This is a genomic window from Ancylobacter defluvii (genome assembly GCF_018390605.1).
GTDB lineage: Bacteria > Pseudomonadota > Alphaproteobacteria > Rhizobiales > Xanthobacteraceae > Ancylobacter > Ancylobacter defluvii.
Genome location: NZ_JAHBGD010000017.1, coordinates 19283 through 43809 on the forward strand (window position 1 = coordinate 19283; position 24527 = coordinate 43809).

General features: G+C 64.4%; 20 protein-coding genes and 1 pseudogene. 9 read left to right on the forward strand and 12 right to left on the reverse strand.

What is annotated here, in order from left to right; all coding sequences use genetic code 11:
- Window positions 1–10 precede the first annotated feature (10 nt).
- From KHC24_RS11775 to ndk, 6 genes are all read right to left on the reverse strand, one after another.
- Window positions 11–844: a transglutaminase-like domain-containing protein gene (locus KHC24_RS11775; protein ID WP_213363471.1), complete on the reverse strand. Its 834-nt coding sequence runs from the start codon at window positions 842–844 to the stop codon at window positions 11–13.
- Window positions 845–1089: 245 nt separating this feature from the next.
- Window positions 1090–1308 carry a hypothetical protein gene (locus KHC24_RS11780; RefSeq protein ID WP_213363472.1) on the reverse strand — a complete coding sequence of 73 codons (219 nt, stop codon included), beginning with the start codon at window positions 1306–1308 and terminating at the stop codon, window positions 1090–1092.
- Window positions 1309–1420: 112 nt separating this feature from the next.
- Window positions 1421–3568 carry a molybdopterin-containing oxidoreductase family protein gene (locus tag KHC24_RS11785; protein ID WP_213363473.1) on the reverse strand — a complete coding sequence of 716 codons (2148 nt, stop codon included), beginning with the start codon at window positions 3566–3568 and terminating at the stop codon, window positions 1421–1423.
- 60 nt (window positions 3569–3628) lie between these two features.
- Entirely contained in the window at window positions 3629–4381 is a 753-nt protein-coding gene (locus tag KHC24_RS11790) for a TerC family protein (RefSeq protein WP_213363474.1), read from the reverse strand.
- 163 nt (window positions 4382–4544) lie between these two features.
- Window positions 4545–5249: a TerC family protein gene (locus KHC24_RS11795; protein ID WP_213363475.1), complete on the reverse strand. Its 705-nt coding sequence runs from the start codon at window positions 5247–5249 to the stop codon at window positions 4545–4547.
- 387 nt (window positions 5250–5636) lie between these two features.
- Complete coding sequence (gene ndk / locus KHC24_RS11800) at window positions 5637–6059, reverse strand: nucleoside-diphosphate kinase (protein ID WP_213363476.1); 423 nt, start codon at window positions 6057–6059, stop codon at window positions 5637–5639.
- Between the two features lie 321 nt (window positions 6060–6380).
- Between ndk and KHC24_RS11805 the strand changes: the two genes are divergently transcribed.
- Window positions 6381–6599 (forward strand): hypothetical protein, encoded by a 219-nt coding sequence (locus KHC24_RS11805; RefSeq protein ID WP_213363477.1) that lies wholly within the window; start codon window positions 6381–6383, stop codon window positions 6597–6599.
- A 485-nt stretch (window positions 6600–7084) separates the two neighbouring features.
- On the opposite strand, the gene KHC24_RS11810 is transcribed toward KHC24_RS11805, so the two are convergent.
- The gene (locus KHC24_RS11810; RefSeq protein ID WP_213363884.1) at window positions 7085–7777 is read right to left on the reverse strand and encodes an MIP family channel protein; all 693 of its coding nucleotides are present in this window, start codon (window positions 7775–7777) and stop codon (window positions 7085–7087) included.
- A gap of 626 nt (window positions 7778–8403) precedes the next feature.
- Between KHC24_RS11810 and KHC24_RS25700 the strand changes: the two are divergent.
- Both KHC24_RS25700 and KHC24_RS11820 read left to right on the forward strand, forming a co-directional pair.
- Window positions 8404–9003, forward strand: a pseudogene (locus KHC24_RS25700) (DinB family protein); the annotation flags it as partial.
- 150 nt (window positions 9004–9153) lie between these two features.
- On the forward strand, window positions 9154–11028 hold the full coding sequence (locus KHC24_RS11820) for an ABC-F family ATP-binding cassette domain-containing protein (RefSeq protein ID WP_271180688.1): 1875 nt from the start codon (window positions 9154–9156) through the stop codon (window positions 11026–11028).
- Between the two features lie 390 nt (window positions 11029–11418).
- On the opposite strand, the gene KHC24_RS11825 is transcribed toward KHC24_RS11820, so the two are convergent.
- The 3 genes from KHC24_RS11825 to KHC24_RS11835 form a co-directional block, all read right to left on the reverse strand.
- On the reverse strand, window positions 11419–12678 hold the full coding sequence (locus tag KHC24_RS11825; protein ID WP_213363480.1) for a porin: 1260 nt from the start codon (window positions 12676–12678) through the stop codon (window positions 11419–11421).
- A gap of 340 nt (window positions 12679–13018) precedes the next feature.
- Complete coding sequence (locus KHC24_RS11830) at window positions 13019–13465, reverse strand: DNA polymerase III subunit chi (protein WP_213363481.1); 447 nt, start codon at window positions 13463–13465, stop codon at window positions 13019–13021.
- A 15-nt stretch (window positions 13466–13480) separates the two neighbouring features.
- The gene (locus tag KHC24_RS11835) at window positions 13481–14989 is read right to left on the reverse strand and encodes a leucyl aminopeptidase (RefSeq protein ID WP_213363482.1); all 1509 of its coding nucleotides are present in this window, start codon (window positions 14987–14989) and stop codon (window positions 13481–13483) included.
- Between the two features lie 224 nt (window positions 14990–15213).
- On the opposite strand from KHC24_RS11835, the gene lptF reads away from it, so the two are divergent.
- The 6 genes from lptF (at window position 15214) to rsmA (ending at window position 22938) form a co-directional block, all read left to right on the forward strand.
- A complete protein-coding gene (gene lptF / locus KHC24_RS11840; protein ID WP_213363483.1) occupies window positions 15214–16371 on the forward strand; it encodes an LPS export ABC transporter permease LptF in 1158 nt (385 codons plus the stop codon).
- A gap of 37 nt (window positions 16372–16408) precedes the next feature.
- Complete coding sequence (gene lptG, locus KHC24_RS11845; RefSeq protein ID WP_213363484.1) at window positions 16409–17494, forward strand: LPS export ABC transporter permease LptG; 1086 nt, start codon at window positions 16409–16411, stop codon at window positions 17492–17494.
- Entirely contained in the window at window positions 17491–19956 is a 2466-nt protein-coding gene (locus KHC24_RS11850; RefSeq protein WP_213363485.1) for an LPS-assembly protein LptD, read from the forward strand. Before lptG ends, KHC24_RS11850 begins: the two co-directional genes overlap by 4 nt.
- Window positions 19957–20212: 256 nt before the next feature.
- Window positions 20213–21043: a peptidylprolyl isomerase gene (locus KHC24_RS11855; protein WP_246546835.1), complete on the forward strand. Its 831-nt coding sequence runs from the start codon at window positions 20213–20215 to the stop codon at window positions 21041–21043.
- Between the two features lie 9 nt (window positions 21044–21052).
- Window positions 21053–22075, forward strand: a complete 1023-nt coding sequence (gene pdxA / locus KHC24_RS11860; RefSeq protein WP_213363487.1) for a 4-hydroxythreonine-4-phosphate dehydrogenase PdxA — start codon at window positions 21053–21055, stop codon at window positions 22073–22075.
- Window positions 22072–22938, forward strand: coding sequence for a 16S rRNA (adenine(1518)-N(6)/adenine(1519)-N(6))-dimethyltransferase RsmA (rsmA, locus tag KHC24_RS11865; RefSeq protein WP_213363488.1), 867 nt, complete (start codon window positions 22072–22074; stop codon window positions 22936–22938). The genes pdxA and rsmA overlap by 4 nt, the downstream gene beginning before the upstream one ends.
- Here rsmA and gmk read toward each other — a convergent pair.
- Entirely contained in the window at window positions 22928–23593 is a 666-nt protein-coding gene (gene gmk, locus KHC24_RS11870) for a guanylate kinase (protein WP_213363489.1), read from the reverse strand. The two genes, rsmA and gmk, sit on opposite strands and share 11 nt — an antisense overlap.
- A gap of 5 nt (window positions 23594–23598) precedes the next feature.
- The gene (locus tag KHC24_RS11875; protein WP_213363490.1) at window positions 23599–24486 is read right to left on the reverse strand and encodes a YicC/YloC family endoribonuclease; all 888 of its coding nucleotides are present in this window, start codon (window positions 24484–24486) and stop codon (window positions 23599–23601) included.
- Window positions 24487–24527: the final 41 nt, after the last annotated feature.

The following is a 24527-nucleotide window of genomic DNA, read 5'->3' on the forward strand; positions in this document are numbered from 1 at the left end:
GGCCACCGCCTCACGCGATCCCCACCGCCCGCACCGTCGGCTCCTCGCCGGCCGCCTCGTCATCGGCAGGAGCGATGCTCACCTGCATACCGGTCATCTCCGCATCGCCGTGTATGGTGGCGAAAGCCGCATCCGCCGCGTCGCGGCCGACGCCGATGCGCACCAGCCCCTGCAAGGCCGCCTGCCGGGTCGGGTCGAACAGGTACCAGCTGTCGCCGAGATAGGCCTCGAACACCGCGTGGAAATCGGGTGGCTCGAGCTGCCAGGCATAGGCGCTGGCGAAACGGGCGGGAATGCCGAGCGCCCGGCAGAAACTGATGCCGAGATGGGCGAAATCGCGGCACACACCGGCGCGCAGCACCATGGTGTCATAGGCCGAGGTCTGCGCGTCGGAAGCACCGCGCACATAGTCGACATGCTCATAGATCCAGTTGCAGATCTGCGTCACCCGCGAATGGCCGGGCGGCAGGCCGCCGAATTCGCGCTGGGCGAAACGGCCGAGCAGGTCGGACTGGCAATAGCGGCTGGGATTGAGATAAGGCGCCACCTCCAGCGGCAGCTCGGCGATCGCCACTTCCGGCACCGTCGCCGGATCGGCATCGTGCATGTTGAGCTCGATATGGCCGTGATAGCCGACGCTGAACGTGCCGGGCTCGGCGATGACGCGCACGAAGCGGGTGCCGCTGTCATTCGCCACATGGCGATCGAGCGCCAGCGGCGGCTCCAGCACCAGGTTCTCGGCAAGCACCTTCTGGTTGCGCAAGGCCGCGGCCTCGACATTCAGCACGAAGACGGTGGTCGAACGCACCTCATAATCGAGGCGGGAGGAGACATTGAACTGCATGGGGGCATCCGGGCGTCGGGGAGTTACCTCCTAGACGCGCGAGACCGCGGCAGGTTCCATCGGCCGGCCGCTCCGCGCCGCTCACGCTCGGGGCCTGAACGCTGGATCCGACGTGCCGGGAACGCCGTCCTGCCGCGAATAAACCCGGGCCCTTCATAGAAGCGCAGGGTTTCCGGCTTCTTCCGCAAGCACCGTCCGCCCGAAACCTTTGCGCCGATGGTCGCGATGCGTGGCCATATTTTCGATCACTTCGAACGTCGGGCACCGCGCGTGAGATTGGCAACGATGACGAGCACGCAACCGGAGACCAGAACACCGTCCAATTCGGCAAGGAGCGGAGTGATCAATCCCGAAGCAAACATGGCCGACCATGATGCCTCGCTTCTTGCCGGTTCGGGATCGGTGTCCTCCGGGTACAAGATGACCCAGCAGGCTGAGAAGCCCGGCAGATCGCTGAGCTTCACCGCCCGGATCGTCGCGCGGTCAAACAGGACAGACCTCTCATGACCGACAGGAAATCGTCGCGTCGTTTAAAGCGGCGAAGCCCGGCGCAGACGTCCGGATGGATGCGCTGCCTCACGCCACCCGCGTGATCCGCACCCGGTTGTCATGCAGCGCCGCACCGCCGACCGGCGCTACCGGGTCGGCGCCGGTCAGCGTGTTGATGCCGCGCCCGCCGACATGCCGGCCATTCGGCCAGATGGATTCCGCCACCACCACCCCGCGCCGCAGCCCGTCGAACGGCACCGCGTGCAGGATCACCGAGCCGCGCGCGCTGGTCACCTCCACCGCGTCGTCGGCGGCGATGCCGAGCGCCGCGGCGTCCTCGGGATGGATCATCAGCGTCGGCCGCTTCTCGCGGGCCAACGAGCCGGGGGTTTCGGTGAAGGTGGAATTGAGGAAGTTCCGCGCCGGCGCCGTCACCAGCCGGAAGGGGAATTCCGGCGTCGCCTCCTCGATCACCGCCCAATGGTCGGGGAAGCTCGGCATGTCGGCGACCGGCCCGAACTTGCCCGGCGACTTGAACGGCACCTTGGCCCAGTCCGGGCTCAGCCGGAACTTGCCGTCCGGCCAGTTGAAGCCCTTGAGGAAATGCGCCGTCTCGAAATCCGGCTGCACGTCGAGGAAGTGCGCCTGCTCCAGTTCCTCGACCGTGCCGCGCCCGGTCGCCTGCAAGGTCCAGTCGACGATCTCGCACGAACTCATCTCGAAGCCGCGATGCCGCGCCCCCAGCCGCTCGGCCAGCGCGCAGATCACCTCGTGGTTGGAGCGGCATTCCCCCGGCGGCTCCACCAGCTTGGGGCCGAGGGTGACATACTGGTTGCCGCCGCCCTGATAGATATCGTCATGCTCGGTGAACATGGTCGCCGGCAGCACGATGTCGGCCATGGCCGCCGTCTCGGTCATGAACTGCTCGTGCACGACCACGAACAGGTCCTCGCGGGCGAAGCCGGCGCGCACCTTCTCCTGCTCGGGGGCGATGGTCACCGGGTTGGTGTTCTGGATCAGCATCGCCGTCACCGGCGGACCGCCGGCGAGCGCCTCCTCCTCGCCGCACAATATGGCGCCGATCCGCGACTGGTCGAGTTGGCGCGTGCTTCTGGGCTGACCGGACACCGGATCGGTCCGACTGTACATCTCACCGGACAGCAGATCGGTGCCCTCGATCAGGCTCTTGTTCCAGCCGAAGATCGCCGAATTGGAGTGGAAAGCCCCGCCCCCTTCATGCTGCCAGGCGCCGGTAACGGTGGGGATGCAGGTCACCGCATGCATGTTCACCGCCCCGTTGCGCGAGCGGGTGAAGCCGTAGCCGGCACGGATGAACGTCCTGGGCGTCCGGCCGATAAAACGAGCAAAATCAATTATTTCCGCTGCCGACAGCCCGGTGATCGCCGCCGCCCATTCCGGCGTCCGGGTCGAAAGATGCGTCTCGAATGCCACCGCGTCACGGGCATAGCGGGCGAGATAGGCACGGTCGGCGTAGCCCTCGGCAAACAGCACATGCATGACAGCGCAGGCCAGCGCCCCATCGGTGCCGGGACGGATCAGCAGAGGGATATCCGCCTGCTCCATGGTCGGCGAGCGGTACACATCCACCACCGCGATCGGAGCGCCGCGTTCCTTGCGCGCCCTAACCGCATGAGTCATCACATTAATCTGGGTCGAGACCGGATTGGTACCCCAGATGATGTTGAGATCGGCCCGACCCATCTCGCGCGGATCAGGCCCGGACAGCCGCCCGGCCCCGGCCATGAAGCCGGACCAGGCAGGATTGACGCAGATCGTTGAAAAGAAACGCGAATATCCTTTGGCATGGGTCAGCCGGTTGATACCGTCGCGCATGACGAGACCCATGGTGCCGGCATAATAATACGGCCACACCGCTTCCGGCCCCTGCGCCGCCTCGGCCTCGCGGAATTTTTCCGCAACGATATCAAGCGCTTCGTCCCAGGAAATCGGCGCGAAGGCCCCCGACCCCTTCGGCCCGGTCCGCCTCAGCGGCTGGGTCAGCCGGTCGGGATGATGCGCCCGCTCGGCATAGCGCGCCACCTTGGCGCAGATGACACCCGCGGTGAAGGTATTGCCCCGCGAGCCGCGCACCCGACCTATCCTATTGCCGGATATCTCGATTTCCAGCGAGCAGGTCGAGGGGCAGTCATGCGGGCACGCCGAATGGCCGATGCGGACGGGCGAGATCTTCGCGGTGGACGTGTGCTGATTCATGAAAAAGCGCTCCGCCACCATCGTAGCGGAGCGCCTCTGTTATTGAAACGGCGATAGGGCTCAGTGCGAGCCGGAAACCGCCGCCTCCGAACGCCGGCTCTTCGCGATCCAGCCGAAGGCGACAACGAAGACCGCCCCGATCACTGCCGCGAGATAATGCGGCAGCGCCGCCGGCTTGAGCCCCACCGGATCCTCTGGATCGGCAATGGTTTCAACCATTTGCGGCATCATGGTCTGCATGGTCTCCAGCACCACCTTGTCGCTCACCAGCATCTCGCCGGCGATCCAGCCCAGCAACGCCGCGCCGAACCAGATCAGTGCCGGGAAGCGCGAGATCAGCTTCAGGATCAACTGCGAGCCGAAGATGATCAGCGGGATGGTGAGCAGCAGGCCGAAGATGAACAGTTCGGCATGGCCGCGCGCCGCAGCGGCGATCGCCACCACATTGTCGAGGCTCATCACCGCGTCGGCGATGGCGATGGTGCGTACCGCCTTCCACAGGCTGTCGGCACTCTCGACATGATGGCCATCGCCGCCCTCGTCGAGCACCAGCTTGATGGCGATCCAGAACAGCAGCAGCGCACCCACCACCTTCAGCAGTGGCACGCCGAGCAGGTAGGAGACGGCAAGCGCGAAGATGATGCGCAGACCGACCGCGGCAGCCGCGCCGAGCAGAATGCCCCATTTGCGCTGCTTCTCGGGCAGTGAGCGGCATGCCAATGCGATGACGACGGCATTGTCGCCGGACAGCAGCAGATCAATCCAGATGATCTGCAACAACGACACCCAGAAAATGGGACTAGAAAAATCCATCGCGTCCTCTCAGGTCTTTAAAGTCTGAATGAGTGGAACGATCCGCCCTCCGATGGAGAGGATCTGGCATCTGGAATTATTTGTACCAGCCACCTCTCCATCAACGGAAGGCGCCCGCAACCTTTACAGCTACGGGCGCAAACCGGAAGAGGAATCGCAAACCTTAATGCGTCGCGTCGTGCCGAGCCGAACCCGCGACACGGCGGGCCATGAACCAGCCGATCGCCAGAACCAGCGCCGCACCGAGAGCCGCCGCCGGATATTCGAAATTATGAACGAAGGCCTCGCCCAGATACTCGGCGATCTTGATGTCCGACACGAACATCTCGCCGGCCACCCAGCCGAGCAGCGCGGCGCCGGCCCACACCAGCGCGGGGAACCGCGACAGAAGCGACATGATCAGCGCAGCACCGGCCACGATCATCGGGATGGAGATGACAAGGCCGATGATGATCAGCACCCAATTGCCGTCGGCAACTGCGGCGATGGCAACGACATTGTCGAGGCTCATGACCAGATCGGCCACGGCAATGGTGCCGACAGCGCGCCAAAGGCTGTCATGCGCCTGCACGCCGCCCTCGCCGTCCTCGCCTTCCGGCACCACCAGGTCGACGGCGATGTACATCAGCGCCAGCGAGCCGACGATGCGCAGCCAGGGCAGGCCGAGCAGCAACGCGATGATCGCCGTGAAGACGATACGCATGCCCACCGCCACGCCGGCGCCGAGGATCATGCCCCAGCGACGCATATGGTCGGGCAGCGACCGGCACGCCATGGCGATGACCACGGCGTTGTCGCCCGACAGCAGCACGTTGATCCAGATGATCTTGACCAGCGCGAGCCAAAATAACGGCTCAAGATAGCTCATGTTGATTCCCCTCACCGCCCGTCCGCCCGCGGACGAGACATATTTATGGTTCCCTCGGCGTTGGCGCGCCGTATTACGGTGAGGCAAGAGGAGGTGGCTCCGGCGGGCCCACTCCCGGGCGCTCTTGGCGCGCCAAATCGGCATCCCCGCTGCGGGCCACTTCTCCTGTGGCCGGACCCCCGCAGCGCCCATTCGAGGAACATACATAATAATCTATGGAGTGGCCAACCCTATGTCGGGAAATTTCCTGACAGCAGGTGCCGCCGCAACAGCCGCAGGCCGTCGCCAACCCAAGCTTTCGTCAACCGATGAAAAGAAAACGCCCCGCCCGGGTCAGCCCGGACGGGGCGCGAATTCGACGACGGACGACGCGGATAAGTGCGTCGCTCAGCCGACGATTTCATTGCCGGAGAAGAACTGCGCGATTTCGATCGCCGCATTCTCCAGGCTGTCGGAGCCGTGAGCAGAATTCTCACCGACCGAAAGAGCGAAATCCTTGCGGATTGTGCCTTCCGCAGCATTCGCGGGATTGGTGGCGCCCATCACTTCGCGGTACTTGGCGACGGCGTCGTCGCCCTGCAGCACCTGCACGACGATCGGCTCGGAGATCATGAACTCCACGAGCTCGCCGAAGAAAGGGCGCTCCTTGTGCACGGCATAGAACGTCTCGGCCTGGGCCTTGGTCAGCAGGATGCGCTTCTGCGCGATGATGCGCAGGCCGGCTTTCTCGATGTAGCTGTTGACCGCGCCCGTCAGGTTGCGGCGGGTCGCATCGGGCTTAATGATCGAAAAGGTGCGCTCAAGCGCCATGACGTTCTTTCCTCAAAAGTGGGAGAAGTAATTTCGCTGCGGCTTATAGCGATGCTGCGCTGCCGCGACAAGATGATGCCGACGCCACAGGCAACCGGGAAATGCGGTCGATCACGACTTGCTGAACTCCCCTTGGAACTTTGTGGCGCGTCCACACGTTAAGTCCGCGTTAACGCTGATGACAGGGAGCAGGCCGGTGGTCACCCTACGTTGCGTTCAACATCGAAAGACGGCGGTGCAGTCGATTTGATCAAATTGGGTCGCGTTTCGAAGAGATAGATGCCGGCGGCACTGCTTCGCCGGATGGCGGAGGCGTGTGTCATGACGAAAGCATTTGTCATCGGGTCTGTCGCGGCGCTCATGGCGCTGACCGCTGTCTTCGTGGGCGGCGCATCCGCCACCGGCTATTTCAAGCCCGCACCCGTTGTCAGCACAGTGAATTTGCCCCTTGACCCTGTAGCGGGCGATTGCGTGGTGCAGACGCGTTGGGTGAGCGACGCCGGCCAGATGCGGCAGATCGAACGCGCCGTCTGTTACTGAGAGATTTACGGTTAGGCTCGCGGCATCCCACTCCCCCAAGCCCCACGCGAGCCCATAGCGCCCCGGCTTCTCCCCCAGGAAGCCGGGGCATTTTTTTGCCGGCTGAGCCATCAGGGTCTCACCGCAACTCTCAAGATGAATGCCAGCCAACGGCGCGTTCAGCCCGCATTCCATGGCTCGTCACTACCGTGAAACCTGCCGATCGAAATCGGCCGACTACGGCGCTTTCCGTTCCGCCGACCCCGGATCCGCGCTGAAGCTGCCCCGGCTCGTCTCCACGAGCCGGGGCTTTCAGTTTTTCAGATGTCCCGCTACGGCTCACCGCCTGCAATGCGGCCGCGCGGCACCCGTGCCGGAGCGGGAGCGGAACTTCCTGCCAGCAGCCGGCCCGGTACGTTGGCGCCGCCAAGAGGCCCGGACGACGCGGCCAAAATGGCAATGGGCGGTAGAGTTGCATCCGCCGCCCGTTTTCTTACGAAGAGCGATTAGTCTTCCAGCACCTTGGCGCGGAACAGCAGCCCGGCCAGCAGGCCACCAATGGGTGGGATCACCACGAACAGCCAGAGTTGCTCAAGCGCCTTCCCACCGACGAAAAGCGCGGGGCCGATGCTGCGCGCCGGATTGACCGACACACCCGTCGCAGGGATGAATACGATGTGGATCAACACCAGGGTCAAACCGATGGCGAGGCCTGCGACCGGGGTGGTACCGGCCTTGCTGGTGGCGCCGAGGATCACCACCAGGAAGACGAAGGTGCCGATCAGTTCGGCGAGGATGGCGGTACTGATCCCGAAACCGCGCCCGAACCCTTCGCCCCAGCCATTCTGGCCGAGGCCGGATGCTGCGACATCATAGCCACCGATCTTGCCGGACATGAGGAGGTAGAGCAGCGCCGCGCCGAAGATGCCGCCCAGGACCTGGGCGATGATGTAGGCCACGAGGTCGCTGGCCGACAGGCGGCCTGCCGCCCATACGCCGAGGCTCACCGCCGGATTGATATGGCAGCCGGAAATTGGGCCGATACCATAGGCCATTGCCGTGACCGACAGGCCAAAGGCAAAGGCCACCGCCAGAAACCACATATGGGAGACTTCGGCGAGGCCAGTCACGACAACCGAGCCGCAGCCGAAAAGCACCAGGACCGAGGTACCGATAAATTCAGCGAGATATTTCTTCATGGTCAGCGCCCCGATTGGCGGCGAAGAAGCGCCACCAATCCCCAAGAAATGCCCCCAGAGCAGCAGAAGATTCCTCGCGATGGCTTCCGTCAAGCGGGATGATTCCTTCGATATTGAGAAGAATCTCACCGATCGATTTAATCAGATGATTACACGCTGTTATTCCAACCTATCGAACTGAAATTCGTGGGAGAATCGGCGAATTTATCATGCTGCAGCGCGGCTAAACTCGCTTCAGTACACGCAGAATCGTGAAGCTTTCTTTGATTCGGTGCGCGGCACCCTGTCAAACGACATCAGGAACCGGACCGGGGGCGACATCAGGAACTGCCCCCCCTTTCGGCTTCATGCGGTTTCAGGGTTCTCGGGCACCGCTGGTAGCTGTCGCCGCGGATGGCGACGACGTGGCTGTGGTGGAGCAGGCGGTCGCGGATGGCGGAGGCACCACCGGATCGCCGAAGACCTCGCCCATTCACCGACGAGCATCGCGTCGCCGTTGGCGATCTAGCGGTAGGCGGCGCCGTCGCCTTGCCGGTGGCACCGACGATGCCGTCGAGATGCTCGGGACGGATGGCCCGCTCGCCGTGGCCGCAGCGCGCTTTATGACGGGCGTCCTCGGCCCCGCCATGGCTGACGACGATCCCGTCGTCGCCGACCAGCACCGTCACCCTCGCGCGCGCCCACCCTCCCGGCCGCAACATAGCGGCGCACTGTCATGTGGCTGCACCCGAGCTCGCGCGCGATCCGCCGGACGCCCCAACCCAGCTCATTCAGCCACAGCATCGCCGCGACCTCGTCCGGCTCATTCATCACCTCAACCCGATCGCCTTCACGATCGCTGTGCGGCTTCTTCGCGACGGCTTCCATCAGGACCTCCTCGCTCAGGAGGGATCCCAGTTCCCCATGCCGCGATCCAGTTTCTCACGGCGCCTGACAGGAAACTCAATCATTTACTGGTTGCTGATCGCATATGGATGAAGCGTTTCACCGGCGAGGGCGAAGAGCCTTCCCGCCTCGATGCCCCGTTGTTCGAGAATCTCCATGCACGGAGCCAAGCCCGTACCACCGAGGATAGCTGGATCAACGCTTTCGTCGCGACTCTCGACGGGCCAGCCCTGGCCGCCGACATCCGCTACACCAACAGTTCCGGCGCTTCATTCGCGCAACCGCCCGACATCGCACTGGGTAATTTTTTCAATCACCAGACCCATCATCGCGGACAGGCGCACGCTCTGCTAAGCTGGTTTCTCGCCAATGCCGCCACCCCGTCGCTGGATCTGATCGCCTTACAGCGCGAAAGCAGAACCGGCATCCGGATCGCGCCGCCGGCAGCTAACGCACTTGCCCCGGCTCGTCGGGCAAGGCAAAAGGCACGGGTGATCACACTCGACGACATATCGCTGCGCCTCGCGGGCCGCCTGCTGATCGACCACGCTTCCGCCGCCATACCGGAAGGCGCGCGGGTCGGCCTTGTCGGCCGCAACGGCACCGGCAAGACCACGCTGTTCCGCGCCATCACCGGCGAGTTGTCGCTGGAGAGCGGTCAGATCCGTATCCCCAACGGTGCCCGCATCGGCCAGGTAGCCCAGGAAGCCCCCGCCGGTCCGGAGAGACTGATCGACGTGGTGCTCGCCGCCGATATCGAGCGGGCGCAGCTTATCGCCGAAAGCGCGGCCGCCACCGATCCGGCCCGGATCGCCGAAATCGAAACCAGGCTCGTCGATATAGACGCGCATGCCGCGCCGGCCCGCGCCGCTCGCATCCTCGCCGGCCTCGGTTTCGACGACACCGCACAGCAGCGTCCCTGCTCGGAATTTTCCGGCGGGTGGCGCATGCGCGTCGCCCTCGCCGCCATCCTGTTCGCCGAGCCGGATCTGTTGCTGCTCGACGAGCCGACCAACTATCTCGATCTCGAAGGCACGCTCTGGCTGCAGGACTATCTCGCCCATTATCCGCGCACCGTCCTGATCGTCAGCCACGACCGCGAACTGTTGAACGAGTCCGTCTCGTTCATCCTGCATCTCGACCGCGGCAAGCTCCAGCTCTGGCGCGGCGGCTACGATTCCTTCGAGCGCCAGCGCGCCGAGAAGCTGCAGCAGAACCAGAAGCTGCGTGCCAAGCAGGAAGCCAAGCGCCGGCATATGGAAGCCTTCGTCGAGCGCTTCCGCGCCAAGGCGACCAAGGCACGACAGGCGCAATCGCGCCTCAAGGCGTTGGCTCGGATGGAGCCTATCGCCGAAGAGGTCGGCGAAGCATCGGCGGCGATCTCGATCCGCCATCCCGAACGCATCCCCTCCCCTCCCATCCTGACGCTGGACGGCGTATCGGTCGGCTACGAACCCGGCAATCCGGTGCTGCGCAACCTCACATTGCGCATTGACCATGACGACCGCATCGCGTTGCTAGGACCAAACGGCAATGGCAAGTCCACCTTTGCCAAACTGATCTCCGGCCGGCTGGAGCCGCTTGCCGGACGCATGGTTCGGGCCGCGGGCCTCGACATCGCCTATCTGGCCCAGCATCAACTCGACGAGTTGGTGGCGGATGAAAGCGCCTTTCACCACATCCGCCGGCTGATGCCCGAGGCGCCGGAGGCCAAGGTGAGGTCACGGGCGGCGGAACTGGGCTTTTCCGGCCCTGCGGCCAATACACCGGTCTCGTCCCTGTCAGGCGGCGAGAAGGCTCGGCTGCTGCTCGGGCTCGCCGCCTTTCACGGCCCGCACCTGCTGATTCTGGACGAGCCGACCAACCATCTCGACATCGCCGCCCGGCAGGCGCTGGTCGAAGCAATCAACGACTATCCGGGAGCGGTGATTCTGGTCAGCCATGATCGCTCGCTGCTCGATGCCTGTGCCGAGCGGCTCTGGCTGGTCGCCGACCGGACCGTCGCACCCTATGACGGCGATCTCGACGAGTATCGCAAGCTGGTGTTGCGTCGCTCCGATCGCAAGGATGAACGCTCCCTCCCCAAATTGGATACCTCCCGCCAGATCGCGGCACGCCGGCGGGCCGAAGCGGCGCCACTGCGCAAGAAACTGAAGGATGTAGAAGCACGCATGGCACGGCTGGAGCGGCAGATCGCCGAACTCGACAGCCAGCTTGCCGATGCATCGCTTTATATCAAGAACCCGCAAAAGGCTGCCGAACTGGGGCGGCAGCGAAGCGAGCAGAGCGGAAAGCTCGGCAGCGAGGAAGAGAGCTGGATCACGCTTTCTTCCGAAATCGACGCCTTGGAAGCGGCCGGCGACTGACGTCGCGATCCGGCATTCCGGCACAGCCGATATTTCCAGTCCTGAGAAAGTCCGGCAGCTCCCAAGGAGCCATGACGCGGAATCTCCACGTCTATCCCCGTTGCCATCGATGCGCGCAAGACATGCCCTCATGGCAGGCGAACGGAATTTGCGTGCGGAGCGATAAGCCGTGTGACGCTGAGACTCGGCTTCAGGACAACCCGTCTCGACAAAGGTGCCAGAAAAAAGTCTGCAACGATGTGCCGGCAAGGGCGGCCGAGATCCCTGCTCCGCCTCATCGAGCCGGCGAGGATCACCTATCGGCATTTCCGACAGCACGGCAACGGCATTCGACAAAAAAGAAACCCCGGCACAAGGCCGGGGTTTCCAAGGCATTCAGACCCGAAAGGATCAGAAGGTACGACGCACCGACAGGATGACCTGCTGGGCGTTCGAGCTGTCGATGAACGAACCGTAGTCGTTCAGGACCGGGTTGTCGTAGTCGGTCTGCATGAAGGTGTACTGGGCGACGAAGAGCAGGTTCTTCACCGGCGACCAGTTCAGGCTGCCGCCGAGCGACCAGATGTTGTAGTCGGAGTAACCACCGAAATCGACAGCCGCAGACGGAGCGCTGAGCTGGCCGTAGTTGCCATACAGCACGCCGAAGACCTGGGGCGTGAAGAAGTGGGTGAGTTCGGCCGCGATCGTCCAGGCATCACCCGTCTCGAGGGTGTTGGTGACCGAGTTGTAGTAGAGGTCCTGAGCCAGCTGGCCGCTGATGGTCGAGAAGCCGCCGTTGATGCCGGTGTAACCGACCGCACCGCTGCCGTAGGCACCTTCGATGTACAGCGTGTCACCTTCGCCGAGGGTCGGCAGGTTGAACTTCACGCCGCCGAGAACGGCCCAACCAACCGAGTCATCGGTGGTGATGCCGAAGGGGTCGTAGTAGCTGTCGTCGAGCTGACGAACGGCACCGGCGATCTGGAAGCCGCCCCACTCGCCTTCGTAGTTGATGTTGCCGATCAGCGCCGGGATATCGGGCTGAGCGACGTTGCCGAGGCTGTCGCCGTTCGAACGCGAAGAGTCGTCTTCGATCGAGATGGTGGCCGTGAAGCCGCCGCCGAAGTCGGCGGTGTAGGCAGCCGCGGTCACGTTGGTGTCGGCGGTCAGCGCCGGGGAGTCGAAGCCCCAAACGTTGTTGTCGGCATAGTAGTCGAAGAACGACTGAACCTTACCGAAGGTGAAACCAGCGAACTGGATGTAACCCTTGTCGAGGTTGAGGGCAGTGGAGTCGCCGCCGTCGCCGTAGACGTTGCCGAGACCGTCGCCGTAGGTGGCGCGCAGGTCGATGAACGAACGCAGGGTGCCGTACTCGGTCTGCGTGCGGGCATCCAGACGGATGGTGCCGCGGGTGCGGAAGTAGGAGGACTGGAAGTCAGCGTTGTTCAGGTAGTCGTAGTCCTGGTAGTAATAGTCGGCCTGCACGAAGCCGCCGACCTTCAGGCAGGTATCGGTGCCCGGAATGTAGTAGAAGCCCGCGCCGTAGGTCGAGCAGATCTTCACATATTCCGCAGCCTTCGCCTTCACAGGCAGATCGGCCGCCGCAGCAGTCCCGACCATCGCGAGCCCAGCCACCGAGCCGAGCAGGATATTCTTCATGACCGTCTTCACTTCATTCTCCCCCAAATTGGACAATGTTGGGTTTTCGATTGTCAGGAGCCACCGCACGTGAAGCACGGCATCCGCAGACGATATTGTTTGAATCGGTTTCGGGGCGCAAAGCCAAAGTGCCGGAATTGGGCGACGAAAGGGCATTCCGCGGGCAGGTGTTGCGCTCCAGACACATTTTGAGGGAGGCAACGGAGTAGGTCCGCCTGAAAAGGGCGAAAACGGAAAGCTTTTTGAAATCAATGAGTAAGCTTAACCGTTCATTAACGCCGCGCCGAGGTCATCCACAGGCTGCGGAAGGCACCCGCCCAGACCACGCCGCAGTTGGATTCGGCCGCCCGCCTTACTTGCGCGTCCAGCGTCCCTGCGAATCCTGCTGCCAATAGGCAACCTCGTGCCCCGCGGCCCGGGCGGCGCGCCAGCCGTGCCGGGCACGCTCGATCCGGGCCGGGTCGCTATCGTCGAACATATGTATCACCCGCACATAGGGCGAGGCGTCGTCGAGCGTGGCGTCCTCGACGAGAAAGCGGACCTGCGCGCCATTCGGATTGCCCGCGCCTTCGGTCAGCAACACGGGTTGTCGCTGCGGTTCCGGCTGCCGGTCGGTGCCGTGCGGAAGAAAGGAAGCCTCGGCGTAGGTCCATAAATGCTGATCAAGTGCATCGACCCGCTCGGGCGAGGAAGCCTGCACGATGCAGCGCCAGCCCCGCTCGATGCATTTTTCGAGCAGTTGCGGCAGCGCCGCTTCCAGCGGCCGTTCCTTCAGGTGATAGAAGAAGACCTCCGTCACGGCTGCGCCCCCGGCTCAATCCTCGTACTGGTGCGCCACCAGGCGATCGAGCAGCCGCACGCCCCAGCCACCGCCCCAGCTGCGATTGATCTCGCTCTGCGGCGAGGACATGCCCGTGCCGGCAATGTCGAGATGCGCCCACGGCACCGTGCCGACGAAGCGCTGAAGGAACTGCGCGGCGGTGATCGAGCCGCCGAAACGGCCGCCGGTGTTCTTCATATCGGCGAACTTCGAATCGATCAGCTTGTCGTATTCGGGCGAGAGCGGCATGCGCCACACCTTCTCGCCAGTCTCGAGCCCGGCTTCGTGGAGGCTGGCGGCGAGAGCGTCGTCATTCGAGAACAGACCGGCATTCTCCGTGCCGAGCGCCACCAGGATGGCGCCGGTGAGCGTGGCAAGGTTCACCATGAAGCGCGGCTTGAAACGCTCCTTGGTGTACCAGAGCACGTCGCCGAGCACGAGCCGGCCCTCGGCATCGGTGTTGATGATCTCGATGGTCTGGCCCGACATCGAGGTGACAATGTCGCCAGGCCGCTGCGCCTTGCCGTCCGGCATGTTTTCGACGAGGCCGATGACGCCGACGGCGTTCACCTTGGCCTTGCGGCGCGCGAGCGCATGCATCAGTCCGACCACACAGGCGGCGCCGGCCATGTCGCCCTTCATGTCTTCCATGCCGGCGGCCGGCTTGATGGAGATGCCGCCAGTGTCGAACACGACGCCTTTGCCGATGAACGCGACCGGGGCGGCATCGCTCTTGCCGCCGTTCCAGCGCATCACCACCACCTGGCTTTCCTCATCCGAGCCCTGCCCTACACCGAGCAGCGCACGCATGCCGATCTTCTTCAGGTCCTTCTCGCCCATCACCTCGACATCGACGCCGACCTTGGCGAGGTCGCCGGCGCGGCGGGCGAACTCGGTCGGGGTGAGCACATTGGCGGGCTCGTTCACGAGATCGCGGGCGATCACCACGCCCTCGCCGATTCCCTCGCGCTTCTTCCACGCACGCTTGGTCGCGACATCGTCGCTGACATAAAGGGTAACGCGCAGCTTGCCGGACGCGTCCTCGGATTTCTTTTTCGTCTTGTAGCGATCAAAGGCATAGGCGCGCAGCCTCAGGCCCAACGCCACCTCCGCCGCGGCCTGGGCGCTCACCTCCACGCCGGGAAGATCGACCAGGATGCCGACATCGCCGGCCGAATCCGGTAGCTTGCCCATGATGGCGCCGCCAAGCGTCAGCCAATCGATCGGCCGGAGATCGGGCGCCTTGCCGACGCCGAACACGAGAAGACGCGGCAGGGAAAGCCCGGCCGGCGCCAGAAGATCGAGAACGGTTCCGCTCTTGCCGTCGAAGCGGTCCGCCGCTCCGGCGCGTTCGAGAAGATCGCCGGCCGGCGCTACCAGCGCTTCGGCTACCACCGACAGGCCAGCCCGCCCGCCCGCCGCGCCCGAAGCGGCCAGCAGCACGCTGAAGCCATCGAGGGTCGCAGGAAATTTGGCAAAGCTGATCTTCACGCCGTCGGCCATAATCGGGCACCTTTGTACTGGCAGGTTTGAGCCATTGGGCCTGTTTAGACCATTCGCGACCTGACGACGAGAGGCACCGTCGACCGGAGTTAACAGCCTCGCACCCAGCGGGATTTGCACCGGGCGGCGAGCCCGCTTATTCATCGTGGAGAAAGAGGTCGCGCACCTCGGTGCACGATGGTCGCAGGGGACGTTTCGGAAGGTATGATGAGGAACGCCCATTGATGACCCGCCTTGATCGCTACGTGTTCCGCTCGGCGGGCACGGCGTTCGTCGGCACGCTGGCCGTGCTGGCCGGCATGATCTGGATCACCCAGGCGCTGCGCGAACTCGACATCATGACGACCCAGGGGCAGACCATCCTTGCCTTCGTCTTCATCACCAGCCTCGCCTTGCCGGCGCTGGTGCTGGCGCTGGCGCCGGCAGCTCTGTTCCTCGCGGTCGCCCACACACTGTTCCGCATGAACAGCGATTCGGAGATCGTCGTCTCCAGCGCCGCCGGCATCTCGACCATCCGGTTCCTGCGCCCGCTGATCATATTGGCGGTCCTGGTCGCCGCACTCTGCACCGCTCTTTCCATGGAGCTGGTGCCGGCGGCTCTGCGGCAGTTCCGCTATGAGATCACGCGCGTACGCGCGGACGTGGTCGCCTTCATCGCCCAGCCGGGACGCTTCACCACCCTGGCACCGGGCATGGTGTTCAACGTGCGGGAGCGCAACACCACCGGCGTGCTGGGCGGCATCTTCATTAACGACGCGCGAAACCCCGAGGAAATCAGCACCTATCTCGCTGATCGCGGGCAGATCGTCGACACCGAGAAAGGCACGTTCCTGATTCTCGAGGAAGGCGCGATCCACCGCCGCACCCCTGGCAAGCAGGACAGCAACGTCGTCGAGTTCCAGCGCTACGCCTTCGACTTGTCGCCCTTCACCGCCGGGAGCGACAGCCCGGTCTATCGCGCGCCGGAACGCAGCTTCCGCGAACTGCTGAGCCCTCCCGCCGACGATCCGGCGTATCAACGCGATCCCGGCCGCTTCACCGAGGAGATCCACCGTCGGCTGTCGCTGCCGCTCTATGTGCTTGCCTTCTTCGGCATCGCGGCGGCGGCGCTGGCGGAGCCCCGCACGACCCGCGAAGGACGCGGGCTCGCCCTCGCCGCCACCGCGCCCTTTGTGATCACCCTGCAGGTGCTCAGCTTCGGGCTCATTCAGCAGGTGCGCAACAATGCCGGCCTGGTACCCTTCGTCTATCTGGTGCCGATCCTCGTCATCGTCGGCTCGGCGCTCTCGCTCAGTGGCCGCTTCAAGCCACGGATGCCCGAGGCGATTCGGCGCCGGCTCGATGCCCTCGCCCAGCGCGTCGTGCGCGAGACCGTGAACTGACCCGCATGCGTATCATTCGGACGATGGGAGCGATGCGGTGATCGGACGCACGCTCGGAATCTATTTCGCCCGCCGATTCCTGAATTCGGTGCTCGGCATCTTTTTCGGCTGCGTGTTCCTCATCATGCTCATCGACTTCCTCGAGATGTCGCGGCGCGTGGGCGAGAGGGACATCGACACGCTGACCCTGTTCCTGCTCACCATCTACCGGGCGCCATTCTTCACCGAGCAGTTGCTGCCCTTCGCCGTGCTCTTCGGCGCCATCGGCACGTTCCTCACCCTGTCGCGGCGGCTGGAACTGGTGGTGGCGCGCGCCGCCGGCATCTCGGCCTGGCAGTTCATCTCGCCGGCAGCGATCTGCGCGGTGGCGCTCGGGATTCTCTCGACCACGCTCTACAATCCGATATCCGCCGACTTCAAGGAGCGTGCGAATCGCATCGAAGCGGAGATATTCAACCGCCAGACCGGCCTGTTCGCCTCGACCAATAGCGGCTTCTGGATCCGCCAACAGAGCGTCGACGGCCAAGCCATCATCGAGGCAGCCGCCCAGACCGGGGGCGGGCGCCAATTATCCGGCGTTAACGTCTTCTTGTTCGGTTCCGATGGAAAGCTGGTGGAACGGATCGAGGCCCGCAACGCCGTTCTGGAAGCGGGGGCCTGGCGACTCAACGAAGTGCGGGTCCTTACCCCCACGATAGGCATTCAGAACTACGATACCTACATGGTCGCAACCAATCTCACCCCCGATCAGGTGCAGGAGACCCTGCAGAGCGAGACCGTGTCGTTCTGGGATCTGCCTGAGGCGATCGAGGCGGCGACCCGCGTCGGCTTCGGTGCCGAGCGCTATCGGTTGCAGTATCAAAGCCTTCTGGCACGGCCGGTTCTGCTGCTGGCGATGGTCCTCATCGCCGCATCGGTCAGCCTGCGCGTGTTCCGCTTCGGCGGCATCGGGCAGACGATTCTCGGTGGCGTGGCCGCGGGGTTTCTGCTTTATGTATCGACCAAGCTCGCCGAGGATCTTGGTGAGGTTGGGATCGTGCATCCCATTATCGCAGCGTGGTTTCCAGCAGTCGTTGGGGCATTGATGGGGGTTCTCATCCTGCTTCACCGGGAGGACGGATGAAGGTCGGCCGCGTACCAGCCGGCTACATTGGCAAGGTCACCCCGGTGTCCGAAGGGCATCGCAGGCGCCTCGCCAGTTGGCTGTTCTCGACGATTTTGTGCAGTGCGCTGGGCGTCTTCGCTCCGGCAGGCGGAGCTATTGCCCAGGAGGCAAACACCGCTGCCGCTCGCGAGCTGCTGACCCAGCGCCAGACCGATCCGAACGCCAAGATGTTGGTGACGGCGGATGAGCTGGTCTATGACTACAACCGCAACGAGGTCATCGCCGACGGCAACGTGCAGATCTATTACGACGGCGCCGTGCTTGAGGCGAAACGCGTCGTCTATGATCGTGCCAACAACCGTCTGAAGGCGGAAGGCGGCGTGCGGCTGAAGGACAAGGACGGCAAGGTCATCGCCGCCGAGAGCCTCAATCTGTCGGAAAATTTCGCTGACGGCTTCGTCAACTCGCTGCGTATCGACACGCCGGATAACCTGCATTTCGCCGCGGCTCGCGCCGATCGCGAGGGCGGTGACACCACGGTGCTCACCAGCGGCGCCTACACGCCCTGCGAACCGTGCAAAACGAATCCGGAAAAGCCGCCACTCTGGCAGATCAAGGCTGCGCGCATCATCCACAAGGAAAAAGAGCAGACCATCTATTTCCAGAACGCCAGCCTGGAGTTTCTCGGCGTTCCGATTGCATGGGTGCCCTATCTCGAGGCTCCGGACCCGACCGTCAAACGCAAGTCGGGCTTCCTGATGCCGCAGTTCATCAATACGTCCGAGATCGGCTTCGGCGGCACGGTGCCGTATTTCTGGAACATCGCGCCCAATATGGACGTGACGTTCTCGCCGCTCCTCGTCTCCAAGCAGGGTGTGGTGCTCGACGCCGAATTCCGCCACCGGCTGGAGACCGGAACCTACAGCGTGCGCGGCGCCTGGATTGACCAGATGGACAAGGACGAGTTCCTTGGGACGCCGGGCTATCGCGACAATCGCGGCTTCGTCGAGACGCATGGCCGCTTCAACATCAACCAGAACTGGTACTGGGGCTGGGACGGCTGGCTGACGTCAGACAAGACCTTCCTCGAAGACTACCAGTTCATCAACGACAATGTAAAAGAGGTCACCTCGCAGCTCTATTTGGTCGGTCAGGGAGACCGGTCCTATTTCGATCTGCGCGGCATGTATTTCCAGGGCCTCACGGAATATGACGACCAGGACCAGCTGCCGATCGTCGGCGTCCTGGACTACAGCAAGACCCTCGACCAGTCGGTATTCGGCGGCGAGTTCAGTTACGATTTCAACTTTACCGCCCTGACCCGCCAGGAAGTCGACCTGCGCGCCACCTCCGCGGCGTTTGTCGTGCCGGAGATCATTCAGGGCGCAACCAACGAGTGCGACCTGAACGCCGTCGGAGCCGACCCCGCCCAGCAGCGCCAGGACTGCCTGATGCGCGGCATGGCCGGCAGCTATACGCGTCTGTCGGGCGTCGCGAACTGGCGCCGCACCTTCATCGACGATGCCGGCCAGATGTGGACGCCGTTCCTCAACGCCCAGGTGGATGTCGCCTCGGTGCAGGCCGAGGAACAGGATTATCCGTGGCTGTCGAGCAGCGACCAGTCGCTCGTCCGCGCCATGCCCGCCATCGGCCTCGAATATCGCTACCCCTTCATGTCCACCGAGAAGTGGGGCACCCAGACCATCGAGCCGATCGCCCAGATCATCGTACGGCCGAATGAGACCGACATCGGGCAGTTCCCGAATGAAGACGCGCAGAGCCTGATCTTCGACGACACCAACCTGTTCGAGATCAACAAGTTCTCCGGCTACGACCGGGTCGAGGGTGGCAGCCGTGTCAACTACGGCATCCAGTACAACGCCTTCATCGGCGGCGTCGGGCAGGTGAACGCGCTCATCGGCCAGTCCTATCAGCTGGCCGGGCAGAACTCGTACGCGATCGGCGACATGGCCAATACCGGCCTCGAATCCGGTCTCGACGACGACCTGTCCGACTATGTGGCACGCCTCTACTACGCCCCGACGCAGAATTTCGCTCTGATCAACCGCTTCCGCTTCGCCGAAGACGACTGGGCGGTCGAGCGCTACGAGGTCGAAGGCCGCGCCACCATCAACAAGCTGACGGTCGGCGCCATCTACGGTCTCTATGCCGCTCAGCCGCTGCTCGGCTATTATGAGCAGCGCGAGGGCGTGCTGGGCACCGGCAGCTACAAGATCGACCAGAACTGGAGCCTGCAGGCAGCCGCCCGCTACAATTTCCAGGTCGATGAGATCGACTACACGCTGTTCGGCGTGAGCTACATGGACGAGTGCTTCGGCATCACCCTGAGCTACAAGTCGGACTATACCGAGAGCGGCAACCGTGAGCGCGTCGACACCGTGCTGCTGACCCTCACCCTGCGTACGCTCGGGACTGTCGGCTTCTCGACCGGCGTCGGCGACAGTTCTTCGTCCGAGTGACGACGCCGTCCGGAGCGTCGCATTGACGCCACAACCAACGGCCAGAACAGCCATGATCGCGGTAGGGTCCGCCGGAAAAAGGGAGAAGGGTTGCGCTATGCTTACGAAGGGTCATCGCAAGCAGGTTTCGCGCATCCATTCGACCCCCGCGTCCCGTTCATTCAAGGGCATTTCCCGCGCGGCCCTGCTATGCGCCGGCCTTGCATTGCCAGCGTTCCTGGCCCCCTCACCGGCCAAGGCTCAACAGATCGTCGTGATGGTGCAGGGTGACCCCATCACCAGCTTCGACGTCAGCCAGCGCATCAAGCTCATCCAGCTTACCGAACGCCGGTCGCTGAACAGCAAGCAGTCCCTGGAGGAGCTGATCGACGAGCGGCTGAAGATATTCACCGCCAATCGCTATGGCATCACCATCGATGACGCGGAAGTGAACAAGATGTTCGCCAACATGGCGAGCCGTTCCGGCCGTACATCCGAGCAGCTCACCCAGGCGCTGTCGCAGGCAGGTATCGATGCCCGCATCCTCAAGCAGAAGATGCGGGCGGACTATGTGTGGAACAACTATGTGCGCGGGCGCTTCTCGTCGGCGACCACGGTGCGCGATTCCGACATCTTCGCCGCGTTGAACGCCAAGGGCGCCGATGTCGCCAAGGCCCAGCGCACCACTGAATACACCGTGCGCCAGATCGTCCTCGTCGTCTCGCGTACCGCCCCGCCGGCACTGCGCTCGCAGCGCATAGCCGAGGCGAATGCTCTGCGCCGGTCCTTCACCGACTGCGACGCCGGCGTCGCCGCCGCCCGCCAGCTGCGCGAGACCGTGGTGCGTGATCCGGTAATCCGCACCTCGGCCGACATGCCTCCGGCGTTGCGCAAGATCATGGACGATACTCCGGTCGGCCAGACCACCCAGCCGGAGGTGACGCAGGCCGGCATCGAGATGGTTGCCGTCTGTAGCCGCCGCGAGGTCGTCGGCGAGAGTGCGCAGAAGCGCGAGGTCCGCAACGAACTGCAGAGCAAGCAGTTCGAGACCCAATCGGCCCGCCTGCTTGCGGAAGCGCGCAAGAGCGCCATGATCCAGTATCGCTGACACGCGTCGATGAGCGCCCTCTCCTCCCCGCTCGCGCTGTCGTTGGGCGAACCGGCGGGTATCGGGCCGGACATCGTGCTGGCGGCCTGGCTGCGACGGCAAGAGCTGCGGCTGCCGCCCTTCTTCGTCACCGGCGATCCGGCCTGCCTCGCCGCCCGCGCCAAGCATCTCGGTCTTGCGCTCGATATTGTCGAGGCTGACCCACACGACGCCGCGGCCACTTTTGCAGCCGCCCTCCCGGTCGTTCCCACCGGGCCAACCGTCACCGCGACACCCGGCCGGCCCGACGCGTCGAGCGGCCCGGCAGCGCAGGCTGCCATCGATGCCGCCGTTGCTCTGGTCCGCAACGGCCAGGCACGGGCGATCGTCACCAATCCGATCGCCAAGTCGGTGCTTTATGCCAACGGCTTCCCTTTTCCCGGTCACACCGAGTATCTCGCGCATCTGTGCGGCACGCCGGCGCCGCGGCCGGTGATGATGATCTGGTCGCCTGAACTGGCGGTCATCCCGGCCACTATCCATGTGCCGATCACCGACGTTCCGCGCCTTCTCACCGTCGAATTGTTGGTGGAGACCGGGCGCATAGCCGCCGCCGACCTCATCCGACGCTTCGGCATCGCCGCCCCGCGCATCGCGGTATGCGGGCTCAATCCGCATGCCGGTGAAGACGGCACCATCGGTCGCGAAGACGAGGAAATCACACGGCCCGCCGTTGATGCCCTGCGCGCCCTCGGAATCGATGCGCGCGGACCGCTGCCGGCCGACACGCTGTTCCACGCCGCGGCGCGACGGACCTATGACGTCGTCATCGGCGCCTATCACGATCAGGTGCTGGCGCCGGTGAAGACGCTGGCCTTCGATACCGGAGTCAACGTCACCCTCGGCCTGCCCTTCGTGCGCACCTCGCCCGATCATGGCACCGCCTTCGACATTGCCGGCACCGGGCGCGCCAATCCGTCGAGCCTGATCGAGGCAATCCGCCTCGCCGACCGCCTCGCCGGCGCCGACGCCAGGGCGGACGCCGCCGAATGAGCGCCATCGACGACCTGCCGCCACTGCGCGACGTCATCCGCAGCCACGGCCTGTCCGCGCTGAAGTCGCTCGGTCAGAATTTCCTGCTCGACCTCAACCTCACCTCCCGCATTGCCCGCACAGCCGGCACGCTGGAGGAGATGACAGTGTTCGAGGTCGGACCGGGTCCTGGCGGCCTTACCCGTGCCTTGCTGGCTCTCGGCGCGAAGCACGTAGTGGCGGTCGAGAGAGACGCGCGCTGCATCGCAGCGCTGAATGAGGTCGCTGCGCACTATCCCGGCCGGCTGGAGATCATCGAGGGGGACGCCCTCGCCACCGACTTCGCGCCGCGGGCCGCGGGCCGATCCTGCATCGTCGCCAACCTGCCCTACAATATCGGCACGCCACTGCTTGTCGGCTGGCTCTCGGCCGAGCCCTGGCCACCCTTCTATGAGAGCCTGACGCTGATGTTCCAGCGCGAGGTGGCCGAACGCATCGTCGCCACGCCCGGCTCCGATCACTATGGGCGTCTAGCCGTGCTCACCGGCTGGCGAGCCACGGCGCGCATCGCCTTCGATGTGGCGCCTTCCGCCTTCGTACCCCCGCCGAAAGTCACGTCCTCGGTGGTGCATATCGTGCCGCGGACCGTGCCCCTGCCCTGCGACAGGCGGATATTGGAGCGGGTCACCGAGGCGGCCTTCGGCCAGCGCCGCAAGATGCTGCGCCAGAGCCTGAAGAGCCTCGGCGTCGATCCGCTCGCCTTGTTGGAAGCCGCCGGCATCGAGCCGACCGAACGCGCCGAGCAGGTGTCGGTGGAAGGCTTCGTCGCTCTCGCCAACGCGTTCACCGCGCTGCGCACCGGCAAGGTATCTGTCAGTCTGTGAGCCCAGCCAGTTCCTCGTCCAACCGCTCGATGATCGGCGGCAGGCCGAGCTGGCGCTCGCGGCGCAGACGCTCGGAGGCAAGGATGTTGCGCAGGGAAGTGAAGGTCCTGTCGAGATCCTGATTCACCAGCACGTAGTCGTATTCCGTCCAGTGGGCAATCTCGGTGCGGGCGTTCTTCAGCCGCTTCTCGATCACCCCGGAGGCGTCCTCGGCGCGGCGCTCCAACCGCTGCTTCAGCTCGGTGGCCGACGGCGGCAGGATGAACACGCCAACAATGTCGGAGCGCATCTTCTCGTACAGCTGCAGCGTGCCCTGATAATCGATGTCGAACAGCACGTCGCGGCCCGCGGCAAGCGCCGCCTCCACCGGCTCGCGCGGCGTGCCGTAGAAATTGCCGTGCACCTCCGCCGATTCGAGCAGGTCATTGGTATCGCGCAGCCGCTCGAAGCGATCACGGCTGACGAAGTGATAGTGGATCCCCTCCACCTCGCTCGGCCGGCGCTCGCGCGTCGTCACCGACACCGAGAGATGGATCTCGGGGTGCTTCTCCAGCAACAGCCGCGCCAGGGTCGACTTACCGGCCCCGGACGGCGAGGACAGCACCAGCATCAGCCCGCGCCGGGCGATGGAGATTTCGGTTCGGGCCGGGATCATGCGCGTCACTCGATATTCTGGACCTGTTCGCGGAACTGCTCGACGATCCCCTTGAGCTCAAGCCCGATCGCCGTCAGCGACACGTCATTGGCCTTGGAGCACAGGGTATTGGTCTCGCGGTTGAATTCCTGGGCGAGGAAATCGAGCCGCCGCCCCACCGGTCCACCCTCGGCCAGCATGGCACGGGCGGCCGCCACATGGGCGACCAGCCGGTCGAGTTCCTCGCGCACATCGACCTTGCTGGCAAGCAGCAACGCCTCTTGATGCAGCCGATCCGGATCGAAGGCCTTGCCGCCGCCGGTCAATGCGGCGATCTGCTCGGCGAGTTTGGCGCGGATCGCTTCCGGTTGACGGGCTGGATTGGCTTCGGCCGCCGCCGTCAGCCGCTCGATGCCGTCGAGGCGTTCGTTGAGGACGGCACCGAGGGCTGCTCCCTCGCTGGCGCGCATGTCGATGAGCGCATGGAGCGCCGCCTCGAAGCCGGCAGTCACCGCCGCCTCCGCCGCCTTGCGCTGTTCCGGCGTGTCCTCGGCTTCGGCGATTTCCAGCACCCCTTTAAGGCCAAGCAGGCTTTCCAGTTGTACTGGCGGCGCGCCCATCTCGCGGCTGATCCGCGAAACCGTGGCCGCCACCGCACGCAACACCTCTTCATTGACCCGTACGCTGACGGCCGAATCGCTGCGCGTCATGGTCAGGTTGGCGTTGATGTTGCCGCGGGACAGCCGGCCAGCGGCAATGGCTTTGAGCGGCGCTTCAAGGATGTCCCAGCCCACCGGCATGCGCAGGCGCAGGTCCAGCCCCTTGCCGTTGACTGATTTGAGTTCCCACGCCCAGCTCCAGGCGCCCGAGAGCCCCTGTGTACGTGAGAACCCCGTCATACTGGCCAGCGCCATCAACCCCACTCCCCGCCCGAACTCTTCGGGAGGGCGGGACC